General features: G+C 61.4%; 17 protein-coding genes. 2 read left to right on the plus strand and 15 right to left on the minus strand.

Translation table 11 applies throughout. The features are described from left to right. The first annotated feature begins 70 nt into the window (after positions 1 to 70). Both PMI24_RS06985 and PMI24_RS06990 read left to right on the plus strand, forming a co-directional pair. Entirely contained in the window at positions 71 to 1,933 is a 1,863-nt protein-coding gene (locus PMI24_RS06985; RefSeq protein WP_007952250.1) for a bifunctional O-antigen ligase/aminoglycoside phosphotransferase family protein, read from the plus strand. 2 nt (positions 1,934 to 1,935) lie between these two features. Further along, complete coding sequence (locus tag PMI24_RS06990; protein ID WP_007952252.1) at positions 1,936 to 3,159, plus strand: acyltransferase family protein; 1,224 nt, start codon at positions 1,936 to 1,938, stop codon at positions 3,157 to 3,159. Positions 3,160 to 3,163: 4 nt separating this feature from the next. Here PMI24_RS06990 and PMI24_RS06995 read toward each other — a convergent pair whose 3' ends face one another. From PMI24_RS06995 to waaF, 15 genes are all read right to left on the minus strand, one after another. Then, a complete protein-coding gene (locus PMI24_RS06995) occupies positions 3,164 to 3,787 on the minus strand; it encodes a CatB-related O-acetyltransferase (protein ID WP_007952253.1) in 624 nt (207 codons plus the stop codon). A 3-nt stretch (positions 3,788 to 3,790) separates the two neighbouring features. Beyond that, on the minus strand, positions 3,791 to 4,711 hold the full coding sequence (locus PMI24_RS07000) for a glycosyltransferase (RefSeq protein WP_202949241.1): 921 nt from the start codon (positions 4,709 to 4,711) through the stop codon (positions 3,791 to 3,793). Positions 4,712 to 4,725: 14 nt separating this feature from the next. Further along, the gene (locus tag PMI24_RS07005) at positions 4,726 to 5,880 is read right to left on the minus strand and encodes a glycosyltransferase family 4 protein (RefSeq protein ID WP_007952257.1); all 1,155 of its coding nucleotides are present in this window, start codon (positions 5,878 to 5,880) and stop codon (positions 4,726 to 4,728) included. Then, positions 5,877 to 7,313, minus strand: coding sequence for a PIG-L family deacetylase (locus tag PMI24_RS07010; protein WP_007952258.1), 1,437 nt, complete (start codon positions 7,311 to 7,313; stop codon positions 5,877 to 5,879). Before PMI24_RS07010 ends, PMI24_RS07005 begins: the two co-directional genes overlap by 4 nt. An 8-nt stretch (positions 7,314 to 7,321) precedes the next feature. Then, positions 7,322 to 8,218 carry an antimicrobial resistance protein Mig-14 gene (locus PMI24_RS07015; RefSeq protein ID WP_007952259.1) on the minus strand — a complete coding sequence of 299 codons (897 nt, stop codon included), beginning with the start codon at positions 8,216 to 8,218 and terminating at the stop codon, positions 7,322 to 7,324. Continuing rightward, entirely contained in the window at positions 8,218 to 9,348 is a 1,131-nt protein-coding gene (locus PMI24_RS07020) for a glycosyltransferase (protein WP_007952260.1), read from the minus strand. The genes PMI24_RS07015 and PMI24_RS07020 overlap by 1 nt, the downstream gene beginning before the upstream one ends. Continuing rightward, positions 9,332 to 11,089, minus strand: coding sequence for a carbamoyltransferase family protein (locus PMI24_RS07025; RefSeq protein ID WP_007952261.1), 1,758 nt, complete (start codon positions 11,087 to 11,089; stop codon positions 9,332 to 9,334). The genes PMI24_RS07020 and PMI24_RS07025 overlap by 17 nt, the downstream gene beginning before the upstream one ends. A gap of 172 nt (positions 11,090 to 11,261) precedes the next feature. After that, complete coding sequence (locus tag PMI24_RS07030; RefSeq protein ID WP_007952269.1) at positions 11,262 to 11,597, minus strand: YceK/YidQ family lipoprotein; 336 nt, start codon at positions 11,595 to 11,597, stop codon at positions 11,262 to 11,264. Positions 11,598 to 11,756: 159 nt separating this feature from the next. Then, positions 11,757 to 13,208, minus strand: coding sequence for a lipopolysaccharide kinase InaA family protein (locus tag PMI24_RS07035; protein ID WP_007952277.1), 1,452 nt, complete (start codon positions 13,206 to 13,208; stop codon positions 11,757 to 11,759). Next, positions 13,208 to 13,960, minus strand: coding sequence for a lipopolysaccharide kinase InaA family protein (locus tag PMI24_RS07040; RefSeq protein ID WP_007952279.1), 753 nt, complete (start codon positions 13,958 to 13,960; stop codon positions 13,208 to 13,210). Before PMI24_RS07040 ends, PMI24_RS07035 begins: the two co-directional genes overlap by 1 nt. Beyond that, positions 13,957 to 14,691 (minus strand): lipopolysaccharide kinase InaA family protein, encoded by a 735-nt coding sequence (locus PMI24_RS07045; RefSeq protein ID WP_007952281.1) that lies wholly within the window; start codon positions 14,689 to 14,691, stop codon positions 13,957 to 13,959. The genes PMI24_RS07040 and PMI24_RS07045 overlap by 4 nt, the downstream gene beginning before the upstream one ends. Next, positions 14,691 to 15,497: a lipopolysaccharide core heptose(I) kinase RfaP gene (gene rfaP, locus PMI24_RS07050; RefSeq protein ID WP_007952283.1), complete on the minus strand. Its 807-nt coding sequence runs from the start codon at positions 15,495 to 15,497 to the stop codon at positions 14,691 to 14,693. The genes PMI24_RS07045 and rfaP overlap by 1 nt, the downstream gene beginning before the upstream one ends. Next, the gene (locus PMI24_RS07055; RefSeq protein ID WP_007952285.1) at positions 15,498 to 16,619 is read right to left on the minus strand and encodes a glycosyltransferase family 4 protein; all 1,122 of its coding nucleotides are present in this window, start codon (positions 16,617 to 16,619) and stop codon (positions 15,498 to 15,500) included. Continuing rightward, a complete protein-coding gene (gene waaC / locus PMI24_RS07060) occupies positions 16,619 to 17,680 on the minus strand; it encodes a lipopolysaccharide heptosyltransferase I (RefSeq protein WP_007952288.1) in 1,062 nt (353 codons plus the stop codon). The genes PMI24_RS07055 and waaC overlap by 1 nt, the downstream gene beginning before the upstream one ends. 1 nt (position 17,681) lies before the next feature. Then, complete coding sequence (waaF, locus tag PMI24_RS07065; protein ID WP_007952291.1) at positions 17,682 to 18,716, minus strand: lipopolysaccharide heptosyltransferase II; 1,035 nt, start codon at positions 18,714 to 18,716, stop codon at positions 17,682 to 17,684. Positions 18,717 to 18,738 lie beyond the last annotated feature (22 nt).

Genomic DNA, 18,738 nt, shown 5'->3' on the forward strand with positions numbered 1-18,738 from the left:
AGGCATCTTTTTCAGCATCAAATAGCCATCATCGAAATGGCCGATCAACTTCAGGATTGAATTTCTCAGCATGCAACTTCGCGGCTTCAGCAGTACGTCCAATCGAATTTTCGATTTCATTAGTCTGTGGATACTCCCCGCCGGCTACTTCCTGCTCTTGTGCGCACTGTTTTTCCTGCCGGGTCGCAGCCTGCATCACAAACTGTTTTACGGCTTGTTCAGCATTCCGACGCTGATCGCCATCTGCTTGCGCCCGCGGGCGTTCAAGGAGTTGCTCCAGGAGCCACTGATCATCGCACTGCTGCTGTTCGTCGCCTGGGCGCTGCTCAGCCTGTGCTGGGGACCGGGGGATGAACCGATCGGCGGTATGTTCAAGCCGCCGCTGCACACCTTGCTGTTGTTCGCCGGCTGCTACCTGCTGGTGCGCTATCGCAACGATATCCTCCAGCCCTTGCTGTTCACGGCGGCACTGGTTGCGCTAGTGGCCACCAGTGTCTTCCTGATCCATTTTGCCCGCACCTATGAGCCCGGGATGCGCCTGATCGGTGGTGGCGCCTTCGACAACCCGTTGCTCAGTTCTCATCTGTTCGGTTTCTTTTGTGCCTACTGGCTCAGCATCAGCATGACCTGCAAGCGTCGCCAGCTGCTCTGGCTCAGTATGCCGGCGATGGCGATCATGTTCGCGGCGGTGATCGGCACCGGTTCCAGAACCCCGCTGGTCGCCCTGACCGCGGCGGCACTCTGGCTGTGCTTCATCTGCTGGAACCGTCGTTCGCTGCTGCTGCTGGGCGCGCTGGCCACCAGCGGTGCGGTGGTCATGGCCGTGTTTTCGCAAATGATCATCGAACGTGGCGACTCCTATCGCTTCGAAATCTGGCAACTGGCCTTGAACAAGATTTCCGATCATCCGTGGATCGGCCACGGCTATAACGCCAACCTGTCGATCGATCCCGGTGTCGGATACAACTTTCAGGAGCCGCACAGTTTTGCGCTGGGTGTCCTCTATTACGTCGGCCTGCTGGGCCTGCTGCCGTGGCTGTTCTTCCTCGCCTGGGGACTGCTGAGCAGTTGGCGCCAGCGTGTACAGCCCTTGCTGATCATCGCCTCGACCCTGCTGGTATTCGGTATCGGTGCGGGACTGACCGAGGGTGGCGGCATCCTTTCGCGGCCCAAGGAGCACTGGTTCCTGCTGTGGATACCGCTGGCACTGATTGCCGCACTGAGCATTAACCTGCGTGCCCGCCGCCTGCTGGACAGGCCGGTGGTAAAACGCTCGGCAGCCGACATGCAGCAGCTGAGCCAAAATGCCCGGATCATCGAAGAAGACGGCCTGGGGCCCAAAGTTCTGCGCCTGGAAGATGGCAGTTTCCTGAAACTATTCCGCCGTCGCCGCTGGTACACCTCCGGCACCTTCAATCCCTACTCCGAGCGATTTGCCGTGAACAGCGAGCAATTGCGCAGGGCAGGCATCCCGACCCCGGAGATACTGGGTCTGTATCGTCTCGAAGACGGCAGCAGCGCCGTTCATTACTCTCCTTTGCCGGGCCATACCCTGCGTCAGGTGCTGCAAGGCATCACGGCTCCCGCAGTACGCCAGGCCCTGGTGGAACGCTTTGGCAAGTTCATGGCCCAACTGCATGAACAGGGCGTGTATTTCCGCTCGTTGCACCTGGGCAACGTACTGGTGCTGGAGGATGGCGAATTCGGATTGATCGATCTGGCCGACCTGCGCATCTATCCGTCGCCCCTGAGCCTTTCATTGCGTCAACGCAACTTGCGTCACATGCAGCGCTACACGGAAGACAAGCGCTGGCTGTTCGAGGATCACTTCGATGCCCTGCTCCAGGGTTATTCGGTGACGGCCTCCAAAGCTGCGGTCGACAATCTGCACCGGCAGGTGCAACAGGGAGGTCGCCCGGTCCGGGCCCATTGATCATGACGGATACAAACCCAGTCTATGCCGCGATAGCGTATCTGCTTGCTATCGCGACTTCGGCTCTGCTCCTTCGCCTGCTACCCAAAGCGGCCACGCATTTGCAACATGCCGGCGAAAGCCGCTATGGCAGTATTGACGGCCTGCGTGGCTACCTGGCTTTTGGCGTATTCATCCATCACGCCATCATCACCTGGTTTTACCTGCGTACCGGTGTGATCGACTTTCCGCCCAGCAACTTCTACTCGCAACTGGGTCAGGCCAGCGTTGCGCTGTTTTTCATGATCACCGGTTTTCTGTTCTGGAGCCGTCTGCTCAAACAGGGCCGTGATCACGACTGGCAGGCCTTTGCGGTGTCACGGGTATTTCGGCTTTATCCTCTGTACCTGCCGCTGATGCTGATCGTGTTTGTCACGGTGTTCTACCTGCAAGGCTGGGAGCTGAAGGACTCCGGTACACAACTGGCCGGGCAGATACTGGCCTGGCTGACCTTCGACCGGCCTGACATCAATCAGTACCCGCAGAGCGGCATGTTGATTTCCAACGTGACCTGGACGCTGGCCTATGAGGTGTTTTTCTACCTGGCACTGCCGCTGCTGGGGCTGGTGTTCATCTATCGTGGACACTGGCTGCAAGTGGTGCTCTGCCTGATCGGGATCTACACCCTGTATCAGGTGGTCGGTTGGGAACATTCGCTGAAGAAGCATTTTCTGGCGAGTTTTCTGGGAGGGATTGCCGCAGCCTACTGGGTGCGTCGCCCGCAGCTCGCGGCATGGGGTCAGACACGTCTCGCCACCGTAATAGCCCTGCTGGCTCTGGTCCTGGTGATGACGCTGTACAAACGCGCCTTCAACCTGATGCCGTTGCTGCTGTTGACCGTGTTCTTCCTGATCGTGGCCTCGGGCAACCCGCTGTTTGGCGCCCTGCGCCTGCGCAGTGTCCGCTGGCTGGGAGAGATCAGCTACAGCACCTACCTGCTACACGGTTATGTGCTCTGGATCATGGTGCAGCAACTGCCGCACTTCATACCCTTCAACCCGCAAAACCCGATCCTCTATCTGCTGTTGATGGCCGTGTGCAGTTGCCTGCTGATCGTCATCGCCAGCCTGACATTCCTGTACATCGAAAAACCGGGCATTGAAGCGGGCAGGACATTTCTGCAGTGGTTGCGCCAGAAAAGGTCCGGGTCGAAGAAGCTGGCCGAGAAAGCCGTTCAGGATCGCTGAGCAGCTATGTCGATCGACGCTGTCGGGCGTAACTGAGGAATCCTTCGACGTCATCGCTGCACAGCGTGCCGGCCAGCCCGTTCAATTCGGCTTCCGGCCAGTCCCACCAGGCACTCTGCAACAGCTGTTGACGCTGTTCCTCGGGGAACCGCCAACGCAGGAACTTCGCGGGATTGCCCCCCATGACCGCATAGGGTTCGACATCCCGCGTAACCAGCGCACCCGCCGCGATGATTGCACCGCTGCCGACAGTGACGCCCGACAGGATCGTGCAACCGGAACACAGCCAGACATCGTTGCCGATGATCACGTCACCATGGGTGCCGCTGTAATCGCTGATGTGGGCCGCCTCCGGCAGCATCGCCGGAAACGGAAACGTGGTCACCCAGTCGGCACGGTGATGCCCACCGAGAAAAATCTGCACGCCTTCAGCAATCGAACAATAGGCGCCGATATTCAGCGTCGAGCCTTCCTTCCAGTCATGCACCAGCGGCAAGCCATAACTGCCCCGACCGAAATCATAGTCAGGGTAGGCCTGCCGGAATCGCGCCGCGCCGCGTTCGATCTTCGGCAATTTGCGAATAGCCCGTTTCGCGCGTCGCTCGCGCCAGCGCTGAATCCAGCCCATGGCTCAGTCTTTTTCCAACGGTGAAAACAGCAACCGGCCCAATCCGCGCCAGGTCTTCTTGTTCCAGGCCTTGAACGGGATTTGCGCCAGCAGCTCCCGCGCCAGTTTGCGATCGCGGTTGGCGGTTTTCAGGAACATCGAGTTGAGCGACTTGTAGCGCACTTCGTCGTACAGCGGATGATCGCTGAACAGCGCGTAGGTGCGCAGGATGTTCTCGATCATGAAACGGTGGTTCTTGTAGGAGTTGGTGGCGTGCTTGCGGTAGCGCGCCATCACCACGTTCAGGCCATCGATGAAGTACCCGGCGCGGGTGATTTTCAGCTCGATGTACAGATCCTCAAGACGAATCGTCGGGTCGAACCGGCCCACCTTGTCCAGAGCCTCACGGCGGATCATCAGGGTCGGCGCCGGCGGATACGGCTTGCGCTCCAGGAACATGTCATCGAAATCCAGGCGACGGAACGGCACGTCCCGGCGCTGACGCTTTTCCGGGTAGAGATTGCCGTCGGCGTCCATCAACTCGATGTTGCCGGCGCAAATCCCCACCTCCGGCTTGCCGTCCATGTAGGCGACCTGGGTGGCGATGCGGTCCGGGTACATGATGTCGTCGGAGCCGAACGGCACGATCAGGCTGCCCTTGGCCCGCGCGATCGCGCCGTTGAGCGTATTGGTCAGGCCCTGGTTCTGCTGCACCCGGAAATCGAAGCCGTGTTTTTCCTGCAAGGCCTTGATGCGCTCGACGCTGTCGTCCTTCGAGCCGTCGTCGACCACCAGCAGCTCGATGTTCTGGTAGCTCTGGTTGATGACGCTGAGGATGCTTTCCTCGATGTACGGGCCATGGTTATAGGAGGCGATGATGACGGTGACGAGAGGTTGCTCACCGCTCACGGCTGCGGACTCGCTGATGGCTCTTTCTTCGCTCATGGCTCTTTCTTCGCTCACGGCTGTTCCTTGCGGGCCTGCTCCAGGCCGGAGTCGATCAGGTTCAGGTATTCCTGGCGGAAGACCTCGATGTCGTGCTGCTCCTGCAAATAACGATAGGCCTGCTCGCCCTTGGCCTTGAGCTCGTCATCCGACAGCGCGAGGTAGGTGTCCAGCGCCGAGACCAGGCTAGGTACGTCCTTGGGCGTGATCGACAAGCCACCGGCACCTTCGATCAGCGGCAGCATGGCCGGCACGTTCGAGGCGATCACCGGCAGGTGCCCGCTCATACCCTCCAGCAAGGCCAGGCCCAGGCCTTCGGCCAGCGATGGCATGGTCCAGATATCGAACGCGCGTACGTACTGCAGAGCGTTTTCCTTGAAGCCCAACAGATGCGCCCGACCGCTCAGGCCCAACTGTTCGATCTCGGCGGCCAGCGGCGCCTGCAGGCGCCCGGCACCGATGATTGCCAGTTGGGTGTTCGGGTATTTGTCTTTGAGTTGGGCGAAAGCCTGCAACAGGTAAGTGTGGCCCTTGACCGACACCAGTCGCCCCAGCGCACCGATCAGGCGCACATTCGGGTCGATGCCCAACAGCTCACGCGCGCGCTCGCGACTGTGCTGCAAACCCTCGGCCTGTTCGATGTCGATGGCGTTGGTGATTGCGTACGTGTTCTGGTCAGTGAAACCGCAATCGCAGTCCAGCAAATACTGTTTGACCGCCGGCGACACGCCGACGAAACGCCAGTGCCGATCGATCAGGCGCTGAGTCTGGCGACGACGGTAGAAGCGGTCGTACTCGCCGAAACCGTGGGAAATGCCGATGCACAGCGGCACTTTCAACCAGCGGTTGAGCGTCAGCATCATGTTCACCGGTTTGAAGCGGTTGCAGATCACCACATCGAACTTTTCCCGGCGGCAGAACTTGTACAGCTGCCACATCGCCCGCAGGCGCATGCCCTTCAGGGACTTGTCGGAAAACTCGAAATACACCGAACGGTCGGCACGGCTGACGGCTTCGCCCGGCCCTGGCTTGCCGCGCAGGAAGGCTGCGGTCACTTCGTAACGATCGGTCGGCAGCGCCTTGACGATTTGCTCGGCGAGGTCGGCGAAATCATGGGATTTGACGTTGTAGTCGGGCTGCAGCTGCAACACCTTTGACCGTTGACTCATAAATCTCCCCGGTTGACGCCCGTTTCGCCCTGTTTGAGTAGCCAGAACAGCTCCTGGCGCCTGACCGCTTTTCTGAAAAATTCGTTCTCGCCGTAGACCGACGGCATCCGACCGGCCAGCAGTCGCTGAAACAGCCGGCGCAGGCGACGCTTGAACGGGGCCGGTGGCTGCAGGTCATGCATCATGCCCAGCGCCATGGCCTTGTCCCGTTGCAAGTCGATCGACAGCGGCAGGCACAGCGGCTGCATCGCTAGGGCCGCCTCGAACGTCGGCGGCAAGGCAATGCCCTGCCCACTGTCGCCCATCGGCCAGCGGTCATTGTCGTGCAAGTGATTGGCGTAACCGAGCAGGGTCGGTTGGTAATCGAGACCGCGCAAGGCTTCCAGCACTGCCTCTTGGGCGCAGATATGGTCGGGATGCGGATCCAGCGTCGGATGCGGCAACACGATCACATCCGGGCGCGCGCGGGCCAGTACGTCACGCAGGTCGGCCAGCAGGTTGTTCCAGGTCGGCGCGCCGTCGGCATCGCCGGGCAAGGCAAACGGATTCAGCTGACGAAACATCCGCGTGTCGTTCAGATCGGCTTCCCGCGAGCCAATCGGTTGATTGGGCGCAGCCTGCATCGCCGCCAGTTGCAGGCAGAAATAACCGAGCTGCACGCAATGTTCCTGCGGCACGCCAGCCCAGCGCGGTACGGCAAGACTGTCCCAGGCACGCAAGCGCCCCTTGAGCCGCGCCGCCTCGACCTTGTTCAGGCCCATCTGTTGATAGTGTTCGGCTTCGATCTCACCGGCGGTCAGGGTCACGATCCAGGCTTCCTTGGCCTGGCTGTACAGACCGTAGGCGGCAAGTTCGGCATCGTCGGCGTGCGGCGCGATGACCATCACCCGCTGCTGGCGGTAGTCCGGTTGTTCCAGCGCCCACAGCACTGGCTCGCCGGATACCCGGCAAAAGCGCCCGCGCAGACGCAACTGGCCTTGCGACAAGGCCTGCGCCTGACCGCTGAGGTTCAGATAACGCAGGCCGTTGACGCCACGTTCGAACGTCTGCGCATCAGGATGGGTGCCACCAGCCAACTCGACCCGAGGATCGAAGAAGCGTCCCAGAAAGCTACTTTTGACCTTCACGGCGAGGATCAGCGTGGCGTCGTCCACCAGCATCACACCCTCGTCGAGGCGCAGTTGCTCACCGTTCAAATGCACTTTTGGCTGCGGTGTGAACGGCGGAAAGCTGTATTGGTAATCGTCTTTCGGCGAGTAGAACAGGTGATCGGCGAACCACGCTTCGTGAGCGATCCAGCCAATGACCGCCAGCACCAGCGGCAACCACCAGGCCACCAGCACGCCGAGGGCGATCAACACGATCAACGCGATCAGCAGGCCGATGCGTTTATTGCGCCGGTGACGCTTGAGCAGTTGCTGTTTGCGGCTCATGGGCTGACTCATACGGTGAAGACCGGCACAGGATTGCACCAGCGATCCTTGTATTCACGGTCGGCACGACCGAAGGAAAAGCGCAGCGGCTTGTCCAGTGCCCGAGCGTGCTCCCAGGCAGATTGCGTATTGAGGAAACTCAGGACGCTGCCAGGGCTGAATTCGCGGGTTTCGGGGTCGACGCCGCCGTTGATGTATTCGACGCTGATCCACTCCGGCGCTTCGACGCGGTACACCAGTTGAATGGCGATCGGCGCGTCGTTGAGGAAGATCACCGAGCCGATCAACAGCTCGCGCAACAGCTCGATGACTTCGGCCATGCGTGCCGCGCCAGTGGCCGGGAAACCCCAGCGGCGCTGGAACAGGTCGCAATAAATGGCTGCCAGTTCGGCACTGGAAAAATCGCTGACCGGCCGCACCACCCCGCCCGCCTCTTCCAGCAGGCGCAGTTCGCGGCGCTGGTTGTAGCGAAACTTCTTCGACAGCTCTTCGGGAGTGCGGGCCATGGCCAGTTGTTCGGTCTGCAACTTGAGGCCGCTGAAGCGGTTTTCGTTGAGCGCCGACAGGTAGCGCCCGCGATGGCGCAGCGGGGCCTGGGCATCGGCGGCGGCCGGCAGGATCAGCTCGGCGTTGCCGAGGTCGAACAGGCCTTTCTTGCCGTTGCGTTTGAGCACGTCCTTGGACAAGGCCAGGTCGCGGCCCCAGGTCGGGATCGCGGCTTTGATTTCGCCCTGCTGCTCCCAGGCCAGATAGCGCACCGGGATGCCGGCCAGATTCGCCAGACGCTCAACGACCATGGGATGAGTCGCGACGCTGCCGCCGAAACGTTGCCAGGCCTGTGCATAAGTTGAGGCGTCAACGGGCGACCAGCCACGTTCGCGCCAGCCTTGAAATCGGTTGAGCATCAGCCCCTCGGTGCCAGATCGGTAACTTGCGGCAAATGCCAGAAGGTGTCGCGTACGGCGCGGTCGGAGAAGCGCTCGCGCAGGCGTTCGAACATCATCTCCGCGCATTGGCGACGCTGCTGCTCGTCCATACCGGCCAGATGTTTCAGGCCCTGGGCCAGATGTTCTGCGTCACCCAGCGGGAACAGAATGCCCACGCCTTCGACCACTTCCTTCGCCCCGCCACACGCCGTGGCCAGCAACGGCACGCCGGCGGCCATGGCCTCCAGCAGCACCATGCCAAACGGTTCGTGGTCGGAGCTCAAGGCAAACACATCGAACGCGCGGAAGTAATTGCGCGCGTCCGGCACCTGGCCGAGGAACAGCACGCGATCACCGACGCCCAGCTCGCGGGCCTGCGCCTTGAGTTCATCCTCGAGACGACCCTTGCCGAGAATTACCAGTTGGCTGTTGGCCGGCAGACCGGGCAATGCCGCCGCAAAACCGTACAGCAGCGTAGCCTGATCCTTGTCCGGGTGCAGGCGACCGACGTTGCCGACGATGAACGCATCCGCCGACAGACCGAGGGTCTCGCGGGCTTCACGGGCGGACACCTGACTCATCTGCAACGCCGAGACATCGATGCGGTTGTAAAGGGTCTGGATGCGCGCCGCCGGCCATTTCGGCAGGCAACGACGCATGTCGTCGCGCACCGCATCGGACACGCCGAGCAGGCTCAGACGCTTGCGGAAAATGTGCGCAAAGAGTTTGCGCGAACCGCGTTTGTAATCGCCAAACGCGTGGTGCACACCAATCACCGGCAGCGAAGTGCCGAGCAAGGCGATATAGATCGGCTTGAAGCGATGGGCAATGCAGAAACTGAAATTGCGTGAAGCGGCGATCTTGCGCAGATCGCCGATGGCGCCCAGCTTCAGGCCACGAATGGCCTTGGAGCTGTATTCCATGAACAACACTTCATCGGAAGCGCAGGCTGCGGCCACCTCGCTATCGGCAGCCCCGGTCAGAAAGACCGTGGTCACCCGATAACCGGTGCCCGCGAACAGGCTGGCGTACTGCCGCGCGCAGTCGAGGAACGGCCCGTCATAGCCGTGACAGAACTGCAGCACATGGCGTTCAGCCGAGCGTGTCATAAGCGTTTGCGCCTTCTTTGACCACCAGGATGTCTTCCATGATCAGGTACTGCAGATCCGAGCCGAAGAACATGTTCAGGGCGTCGGTCGGCGAGCAGATCATCGGTTCACCACGGCGGTTGAGCGAGGTGTTCAGGGACACACCGTTGCCGGTCAGCACTTCCAGCGCCTTCATCATGTCGTAGTAGCGCGGGTTGTATTCGCGCTTGAGCACCTGGGCCCGGGAAGTACCGTCTTCGTGGACGACTTCCGGCACGCGGGTCTTCCACTCTTCAGCCACTTCGAAGGTGAAGGTCATGAACGGCGCCGGGTGATCGATCTTGATCATCTGTGGCGCAACGGTGTCGAGCATCGACGGGCAGAAAGGCCTCCAGCGCTCGCGGAATTTGATCTGGTGGTTGATCCGGTCAGCCACGCCAGCCACGCTCGGGCAGCCGATGATCGAACGACCGCCCAGTGCACGCGGACCGAACTCCATGCGGCCCTGGAACCAGGCCACCGGGTTGCCATCGACCATGATCTTGGCGATCTGCTCCGGCATGTTGTCGAGCTTGCGCCAGGTCGGCTTGTTCTCGTGACGGGCGCACGCGGCGATCACGTCTTCGTTGCTGTACGACGGGCCGAGATAGACGTGTTCCATCTTCTCGACCGGCACGCCACGGGCGTTGGACACATAGGCCGCTGCGCCAACCGCCGTACCGGCGTCGCCGGAAGCAGGCTGTACGAACAGCTCCTTGACGTCGTCGCGGGCAATGATTTTCTGGTTGAGCTTGACGTTCAACGCACAGCCGCCGGCGTAGGCCAGCTTGCCGGTTTCCTTGAGCACGTCGCCCAGGTAGTAGTCGATCATCTGCAGCGCGATTTTTTCGAACAGCGCCTGAATGCTGGCGGCGTAGTGGATGTACGGCTCGTCGGCGATGTCGCCTTCGCGCTTCGGACCCAACCACTCGATCAGCTTCGGCGAGAAGTAGTAACCCTTGCCCTTCTCTTTATAGCGACGCAGGCCGATCACGTTGGCGTAGTCGGTGTTGATCACCAGTTCGCCGTTCTCGAACGAGGCCAGACGCGAGAAATCGTATTTGCTGGCGTCGCCGTACGGCGCCATGCCCATGACCTTGAACTCGCCGTCCAGCATGTCGAAACCGAGGAACTCGGTGATCGCGCCGTACAGGCCACCGAGGGAGTCCGGATCGAAGAATTCCTTGATCTTGTGGATCTTGCCGTTCTCGCCATAACCGAAGAAGGTCGTGGCGTACTCGCCCTTGCCGTCGATGCCGAGGATCGCGGTTTTCTCTTTGAAACCCGAGCAGTGATAGGCGCTGGAAGCGTGGGCCAGGTGGTGTTCAACCGGCTCGATCTTGATTTTCTTCGGATCGAAGCCCAGTTGCTCCAGGCACCAGACGATCTTGTTGCGATAGCGCTTGTAGCGACGGTTGCCCATCAGGATCGCGTCGAGTGCGCGGTCCGGGGCGTACCAGTAACGCTTGGCGTACTGCCAGCGAGCCTTGCCGAAAATGCTGATCGGGGCGAACGGAATCGCGACCACGTCAACGTCGGACGGCTTGATGCCTGCCTGCTCCAGGCAGAACTTCGCCGATTCGTAGGGCATGCGGTTCTTTGCATGTTTATCGCGTACGAAGCGCTCTTCCTCAGCCGCCGCGACCAGCTTGCCGTCGATGTACAAGGCTGCTGAAGGATCATGGCTAAGGGCGCCGGACAGGCCAAGAATCGTCAATGCCACAGGGGTCTAGCCTCTTTAGTCTGCATTCAGGCGCGATGCGCCTTGAAAAATGATGTGCCCTCGCACCGGGCGAGAGACAGCTAAAGGGCGGGATTATAGCGTAAACGTGGCGGGAATGACCCTGTGCGAATTGCCCCATGTCGTTCAACCCACAGAACCCTTGTCCATGGGCCTATCCACGACCTGATCGCCAATAAACACTGATATTCCCGTCCACCGCCTGGCGATAGATCGTGTAAGGAAGAAAAGCCGTATCGAACACACCGGACAGGGTCAGGTCGAGCAGGACGACCGGCACCAGAATGCCGGTAGGATCGGGCGGCGCGTGCAGCAGGCAGAAATCGTGGGCGAGGCCGCTGTAGATGCGCGGAATCGACTGACAGTAGGTCTTCTGTTTGCGCAGGCCGCGCGTGGCGCCGTCGTCGTCCTGCAACACCGTGACGGCGGTGCCGCAGCCGGACAGTGCCAGGGAAAATGCGCCGATCGTGATAGCGTTTTTGATGCTCAAGGTTTGCCCTCCGGGAACGTCGGGGCAAACTAGCATCGGGGTTTTGCGGGGGGCAGTTCATGGGTTCCGGGAAGGCCGTAGGACAAGTCACAAGGATTTGTCGCTACAACCCTCACCCGGTTTCAACTGCAGAAACGTCTTACGCGCTGGCGAAAATAATCACGCAGTGCCCGTTACATCCTTGGGCAATCGCTGATCAATCACCTGATACAGCGCACTGTTCTCGGGCCAGTTGCGCATGAACCGCGCGCGATCCCGGGCATAGGCCGGGGCGAAGCTGCCCACCGAGCCGTGCTGGCACATCGAGTCCAGATCGATCAGCGCCCAGCGGTCTTCCTGCCAGAACAGGTTATGACCCTTGAAGTCGCCATGACTGATGCGCTCGGCGATCAACCGTGCAAACAGCTGATCCAGTGCCAGCAATTCGCTTTCAGGCGCTTCACCGCTTTCAACATATGGCGCAAAGCGCTCGATGATGTCCGGCCCGGCCAGGTGTTCGGTGATCAGATAGGCCTTGCTGCGCAGCCAGAAAAACCGGGTTTCCAGCACTGCCAGCGGTTTTGGTGTGGCAATGCCGAGAAACGTCAGGCGATTGCCTTCGCGCCAGGAATGCCAGGCGCGGCTTGGACGCCAGAAGCGCTTCAGCCAATGGGCAAAATTCTTGATGTTGTAGCGCTTGATCACTAGAGGACGCCCGGCAACCTCGACCTTGCCGACACTGGCCGCGCCGCCGGTCTTGTACAGATGGCCCTGATCGAGCAAGGCATCGGCCTGTTCCAGCACCGGCAGTATCGCGGGCTCTTCCTCGCGGCGAATCGAGCGCAGACCGAACGCGCCGCGCTTGACGCTGAACAGCGTGCATTCACGACCGACCTTGATCAGGTAATCCTTCAAGCGCCAGGCGCGCACCTTGTCGATCTGCTTTTGCAGGGCTTCCAGCGGCAGCGCGTGTTCGCTGTTGCTCAGCAGGTAATACACCAGCAGTTCTTCGGTGAACGGCTCGAGCGACTTGGGCAGCTGGGCGAAGAACACCCCGAGGTTTTCCAGCACTTTCTGTCGGGACAAAGGCTGGCCGGCGGTTTCCGCACAGATCCCCGCGCCATCGATCAGATACAGCTGACCGCCATGGCGCAACAGGTTGTCCAGGTGCAGGTCTTCCTGCCACAGGCCTTTGCCGTGCAACTGACCGATGGCACCAAGCGCTTCGGCCAGCACCGCCGATTGTTCGTCGGCCAGCACCGGCAAGGATTCGACCTTGCTCCAGGCATCGCCCAGGCTTTCGGCGCCTTCGAGGAACTCGAACAGCAGCCAGCCACCCTCGCCGTCCTTCAAGCCATCGGCCAGCAACAACGGCGTGGTCATGCCCTGAGCCGCGAGCAGTTTCACACCTTCGAGTTCACGCTGAAAATGCCGCGCAGCCTTGTTACCGACCAGCAATTTGGCCAGCACCGGACGCCCGCGCCACACACCGGCACCGACGTAACGCTGCCCCGGCAACACCCGCAACAGGCTGAGCAACTGCAAATCGGCGGCGCCCGCCGCATCGGCCAGCGAAACCGTCAGCGGCAGACTCGGCGTACGCCCGGCATTTTTCAGGTCGGACAGCTGCATCAGCGGGTCTCCTTGCGACTGCGCCGCGCGGTCAGCCGCGTGACCCAGCTATCGACCAGCGAACTGTCCGTCGATTGATCGAGATACGCCGCAAGCAGCTCACGCAATTGCGCTTCGCTCCACTCCGGCGCACGGCGCAGCAGCGGCTCCAGATCCTTGACCCGGTCACGCATACCGAACAGCAACGGCCGAGTCTTCTCCAGGTCGATCAACTGCGCCTGATAGCCATCGCCCTCGGCACGCAGGAAAATGTGCTTGGGATAAAAGCAGCCATGCACCTGGCGCATGCCATGGAGATGGCGCGCCAACAGGCCGCAAGACTTGAGAATCGCCGATTGCTGCGCGGCATCGAGGTCGGACCAGCGCTGCAGCAGCGAATCGAGATCGTCCCAGCCGTCCAGCGCCCGGGTCAGCAGGATCGCACGGACTTCGCCGTTGACCTTGCGCTCACCGAAGAACGCCGCCTGCAACGCCGGAATGCCGAGCTTGTTGTAACGACTGATGTTGCGAAATTCCCGGGCGAACGTCGGCTCGCCGAATGGCGCGTGCAGGGTGCGGGTCAGGTAATTGCACTGGCGCTTGAGGTAATAGCCATGCCCTTCCAGGTCCAGACGAAACACGCTGCTCCAGCCGCCGCCATCGGTGTTGGGCTCATCCACGGCGTCGAGCTGCTTGGACCACAGCGCATCGAACGTGCCGAGACCGTGGCGCTCCAGCAGCGCACGGTCTTCAGCGGCCAGAAAATCAGTCATTCGCGTCCCTCGAAAAATCTCACCACGTGGCGAATACGTTGCTTGTCGGCGGCATTCAGCCGATCACGTCCACGGTATTGCAGGTAAAAGCGCAGGCGCTGGGTGTTCGACAGGTGATACTTGGCCACCTTGTCGAGGCAGGCCAGATCCTTGGTGATCCGGTACTTGAGCCAGAAGCCGCGCCAGAAATCGCCGTTCGGGCAGTCGATCAGAAACAGCTGCGCCTGATCGTCGATCAGCAGGTTGCGCCACTTCAGATCGTTATGGGTAAAACGGTGGTCGTGCATGACACGCGTATAAGCAGCCAGTTGCCGGCTGACGCCGTCGACCCAGGCGCGATCCTTGAGCTTGGGATCGTTGCGCTCGGCCAGTGCCGACAGGTCTTCGGTGCGCGGCAGTTCACGGGTGATCATCGCCCCGCGATCGTAGGCCATGCCGTTGCGCTCCAAGCCCCACGCCACCACTTCGGCGGTGGGAATGCCCCACTTGGCGAAGCGCTTGAGGTTCTGCCATTCCATCTTCACCCGGGGCTTACCCAGATAACGCCGCAGGCCTTTGCCGGCACCGGTGTAGCGCTTGACGTAATAGTTGACGCCGTTGAGTTGCACGCGAATGACTTCGGACAATGGATCGCGAGTCAGGCGCTCGCCCTGAAGGGCAAATACCGCTTCGAGGCTACCGAAATACTGCGCAAGTTCACTGTACTCAGGCTCCAGATTCCAACCCGCCATCAGAGCGCATCCCCGTACCGTTGCTTGCGCGCGTAGAGCTTGTTGGCCTTGCCTTCGAGCCAGCTCAGCAACGGCGCCTCTTCAGCCAGGATCTGGCGCAGCGGTTGCTGGAAGTAACCTTTAAGGAAGCGCAGCTTGTCGCGGCGGGTCAGGCCGATGTCCAGTGCGGAAAAGTACAGCGCCGCCAGATCCTTGTTGCGCCAGCGCTGAGTGATCGCCGGGCGGGTCTGGGCGCGGTGCAGGTCGATCACCGAGAGTTTGAAATCTTCGGGCGTGACCGGTTTGTCGGTGTGCAGCAGGAAGTGGCAGATGTAGCAGTCGCGGTGGTTGACCCCGGCGCGGTGCATCATGCCGGTCATGCGCGCGACCTCAGCGATCAGCGCCCACTTGAGTTTCGGCTGCGGCGGTTGCTTGACCCAGTCGATGCTGAAGTCTTCGAGACTGATGGTCGGCGCCAGCTCTTCGGTGACGATGAACGAATGCTGATCCGCCGGGTTGCTGCCCTTCTCGCCGTAAGCGACGGCGGTCATGGTCGGCACGCCGACTTCCTGCAAACGCTGAATGGCTTTCCATTCCTGGCCCGCGCCGAGCACCGGCAGCTTGGCGGTCAGTAGGTTCTTGAAGATCTCGCCCCAGCCGATACCGCGGTGGATCTTGACGAAAAAGCCATTGCCGTCGACTTCCGTGCGCAACGTCCGGCGGGCTTCCAGCTCGCGGTACACCTCGCCCTGCAAGCCTTCGACTTCCACGAACGCATCGCGGCCAGCCCACAGGCTCTTGAACGGTTCAGCCAGCATCAACTTCATTTAAGCGTGCTCCGCCAGAATCACATCGGCCGCGTGCTGCGGCATGCTGTAGAGGTCGGCCGTCTCGGCGAAAGCCAGACCGTTGCGGCTCCAGGCCGCCCGTGCAGCGTCGTCGTTCAACATGTCAGTCAGGTATTGCGTCAGTTGCGCCTGATCGAACGGCTCGTCCAGCACTCGCCCGGCGTCGGCCTCGGCGATGTAATGGGCATAACCGCAGACCGCGCTGACCAGCACCGGCAACCCGGCGACCAGCGCTTCAAGCAGCACCGTACCGGTGTTTTCGTTGTACGCCGGGTGAATCAGCAGATCGGCGCCGAGCAGGAAACGCGGGATATCGCTGCGCCCCTTGAGGAACGTCACGTTGTCGCCCAGGCCCAGCGTCGCACTCTGCATCTGGAACAATTTGGGGTCATCCTGGCCGATTACAAACAGCCGGGTGCGTTTCTTCAGCTCGGCAGGCAATGCGGCCAGCGCTTTCAGGCTGCGATCGACGCCCTTGGTCTTGAAGCCGGAACCGATCTGCACCAGCAGCAGTTCGTCATCCTTCAGATTGAATTCGGCGCGGAAACCAGCGCGAATCTCGTCGGCATCCGCAGGGCGGCGACGGTCCTGGGCAATGCCCGGCGGCAGCAGGTGGAAGCGTTCCAGCGGTGTGTCGTAATGCTTGATGAACAGCGGCTGCTGCACTTCGGAAATCATCAGCACTTCGGTCTTCGCGTCTTTGGCGAACACGGCGCGCTCGTATTCGGCGAAGTGGCGGTAACGGCCCCAGCGGCGATACAGCGAATTGCGCAGGTTCTGCGCCTTGTCTTCGAAGCAGCCGTCGGCGGCGTAGTAGACGTCCAGCCCCGGCATCTTGTTGAAGCCGATCAGGCGATCCACCGGACGCTTGGCCAGGTCCGCCTCCATCCACGCGCTGAGCTTTTCGTTGCGGCGGTGATTGAAGAACGCCTTGACCGGCGCCACCAGCACTTCGAAGCCGGGCGGCACGTCGCCTTCCCATATCAGGGTGTAGACACGGATCTGGTGCCCGCGCTTCTGGCATTCGAGAGCGATGCGCATGAAGTCGCGCTGCAAACCGCCGAACGGGAAATATTTGTACAGGACAAAAGCCAATTGCATCAGCGCAGCTCCTCAGCCATCAACAACGTGCTCAGTCGGCTGGCAACACGCTCGGGATTCAGACGCGTGAAGCACAGGGGCCACTCGCGTTTCAGGTCAAACTGACGGGCATCCTGCGCGGTCGGTTGATACGTACATTTCTTTTGCAGGCACGGCGCGCACGGAAAATCGCTGCCGAGGTGAATCTGCAGCTTGCCGTAGGCGCCGGTCAGGCCCGGATTGGTCGGGCCGAACAGGGAAATCGTCGGCACATCCAGTGCCGCAGCCAGATGGCCGAGACCGGTGTCCACCGCGACGCAGGCCTGGGCGCCGGCCAGCACCTTGCCGACCCCGGCCAGGTTCAGCTTCGGCAGCACTTCGGCGTGCTTGAAACCGGCGGCGATGCGCTCGGCCCGGGCCTTCTCCAACGGGTTGCCCCACGGCAGCCTGATCCCGACGCCGAGGTAGCCGACCCGCTCGGTCAGCTCGCGCCAGTAGGCTTCCGGCCAGTGTTTGGTGTCCCAAGTGGTGCCGTGGAGGAATACCACGTAGGCATTCTTGCGCGGCAGCTCGACCAGACGTTCGACGTTAAGGCCGTAATCGCCCAAGCCTTTGGGCAAGTCGTAACCCAGGGCGATGGCGAACAATTGGCGCACGCGCTCGACGGCATGCTGCCCACGGGCCACCGCCAGTTTGCGGTCATAAAAGCGCGCGGCAATCGGTTCGCGGGCCGAGCCCTTATCGAGACCGGCCACCGGGGCTTTGACGTAGCGGGTCAGCCAGGCGCTTTTCAGCAAACCTTGAGCGTCGATCACCAGATCATATTTGTTCGCCCGAACGGACTGCTTGAAGCGCTTCCACTCGCCGCTGGTGATGGTTTTCCAGATGTTTTTGCGCCAGCGGCGGATCGCCACCGGAATCACTTTGCCTACGGCCGGATGCCAGGTCGGAATCTCGGCGAATCCTTCTTCCACCACCCAATCGAACTTGATCCCGGGAATCGCCCGGGCGGCGTCGGTCAGCGCCGGCAACGCGTGAATCACGTCGCCCAGCGATGAAGTCTTGATCAGCAATACCCGCAAGTTAATGAACCTCGACCACAGAGCCCTGCAAACGCTGCAAGGCATCGTTGACCGCGTCCGGCATCAGCTGGCGCAGGCAGTTGTAATGGCCGAAACGGCAGGTGCGGTCGAAGCAAGGGCTGCAATCGAGGCCCAGACGGACGATTTCCACGTGTTCGGCCAGCGGCGGAGTGAAACCCGGCGAGGTCGAACCGTAGACGGCCACCAACGGACGATTCAGCGCAGCGGCCACGTGCATCAGGCCGGAATCGTTGGAGACCACCGAGTCGGCGCAGGACATCAGGTCGATGGCCTCGGCCAGCGAAGTGCCGCCGCTGAGATTCACAGACTCTTCGCGCAGGCCCGGAATCAGCCGCGCGCGAATGTCTTCACCGACCGCGTGATCGTTCTTCGAACCGAACAGCCAGACTTGCCAGCCTTCGCGAATCCGCGCTTCGGCGACCTTGGCGTAATGCTCGGACGGCCAGCGTTTGGCTTCACCGAATTCGGCGCCGGGGCACAGCACCAGCACCGGGCGGTCGAGGGTCAGGCCGAACTTGGCCAGCGTCGCCTCGCGGGTCACCGGATCGATTTGCAGACTCGGGCGCGGATACGGTTTCGGCAGTTCGGCGTTCGGCTCGTAAGCCAGTGCCATGAAACGCTCGATCATCAGCGGATAACGTTCTTTATCCAGCGTGCGCACGTCATTGAGCAGGCCATAGCGGAATTCGCCGCGCCAGCCGGTGCGTTTCGGGATGCCGGCGAAGAACGGCACCAGCGCCGACTTCAACGAGTTCGGCAACAGGATCGCCTGGTCGTACTGGCCGGCCAGGGATTTGCCGATCCGCCGACGTGTCGCCAGCTCCAGCGCGCCGTGGCCGAGCGGGAAGCTCAAGGCCTTGCGCACTTCGGGCATGCGTTCGAGGATCGGCCGGCTCCACTCGGGGGCCAGCACGTCGATTTCGCACTGCGGGTGGCGCTGCTTGAGACACTGAAACAGTGTCTGCGCCATCACCATGTCACCGACCCAACTGGGCCCAACGATCAGAATATTCATGTGGTTTCCATAAACGAACCGG

Source organism: Pseudomonas sp. GM25, from assembly GCF_000282255.1.
Taxonomy (GTDB): Bacteria; Pseudomonadota; Gammaproteobacteria; order Pseudomonadales; family Pseudomonadaceae; genus Aquipseudomonas; species Aquipseudomonas aphyarum.

Bases quoted from the DNA above. Each gene is read 5' to 3' on its own strand.
- PMI24_RS06985 (WP_007952250.1), top strand. From the start codon at position 71: ATGCAACTTCGCGGCTTCAGCAGTACGTCCAATCGAATTTTCGATTTC.
- PMI24_RS06990 (WP_007952252.1), top strand. From the start codon at position 1,936: ATGACGGATACAAACCCAGTCTATGCCGCGATAGCGTATCTGCTTGCT.
- PMI24_RS06995 (WP_007952253.1), bottom strand. From the start codon at position 3,787: ATGGGCTGGATTCAGCGCTGGCGCGAGCGACGCGCGAAACGGGCTATT.
- PMI24_RS07000 (WP_202949241.1), bottom strand. From the start codon at position 4,711: ATGAGCGAAGAAAGAGCCATCAGCGAGTCCGCAGCCGTGAGCGGTGAG.
- PMI24_RS07005 (WP_007952257.1), bottom strand. From the start codon at position 5,880: ATGAGTCAACGGTCAAAGGTGTTGCAGCTGCAGCCCGACTACAACGTC.
- PMI24_RS07010 (WP_007952258.1), bottom strand. From the start codon at position 7,313: ATGAGCCGCAAACAGCAACTGCTCAAGCGTCACCGGCGCAATAAACGC.
- PMI24_RS07015 (WP_007952259.1), bottom strand. From the start codon at position 8,218: ATGCTCAACCGATTTCAAGGCTGGCGCGAACGTGGCTGGTCGCCCGTT.
- PMI24_RS07020 (WP_007952260.1), bottom strand. From the start codon at position 9,348: ATGACACGCTCGGCTGAACGCCATGTGCTGCAGTTCTGTCACGGCTAT.
- PMI24_RS07035 (WP_007952277.1), bottom strand. From the start codon at position 13,208: ATGCAGCTGTCCGACCTGAAAAATGCCGGGCGTACGCCGAGTCTGCCG.
- PMI24_RS07040 (WP_007952279.1), bottom strand. From the start codon at position 13,960: ATGACTGATTTTCTGGCCGCTGAAGACCGTGCGCTGCTGGAGCGCCAC.
- PMI24_RS07045 (WP_007952281.1), bottom strand. From the start codon at position 14,691: ATGGCGGGTTGGAATCTGGAGCCTGAGTACAGTGAACTTGCGCAGTAT.
- rfaP (WP_007952283.1), bottom strand. From the start codon at position 15,497: ATGAAGTTGATGCTGGCTGAACCGTTCAAGAGCCTGTGGGCTGGCCGC.
- PMI24_RS07055 (WP_007952285.1), bottom strand. From the start codon at position 16,619: ATGCAATTGGCTTTTGTCCTGTACAAATATTTCCCGTTCGGCGGTTTG.
- waaF (WP_007952291.1), bottom strand. From the start codon at position 18,716: ATGAATATTCTGATCGTTGGGCCCAGTTGGGTCGGTGACATGGTGATG.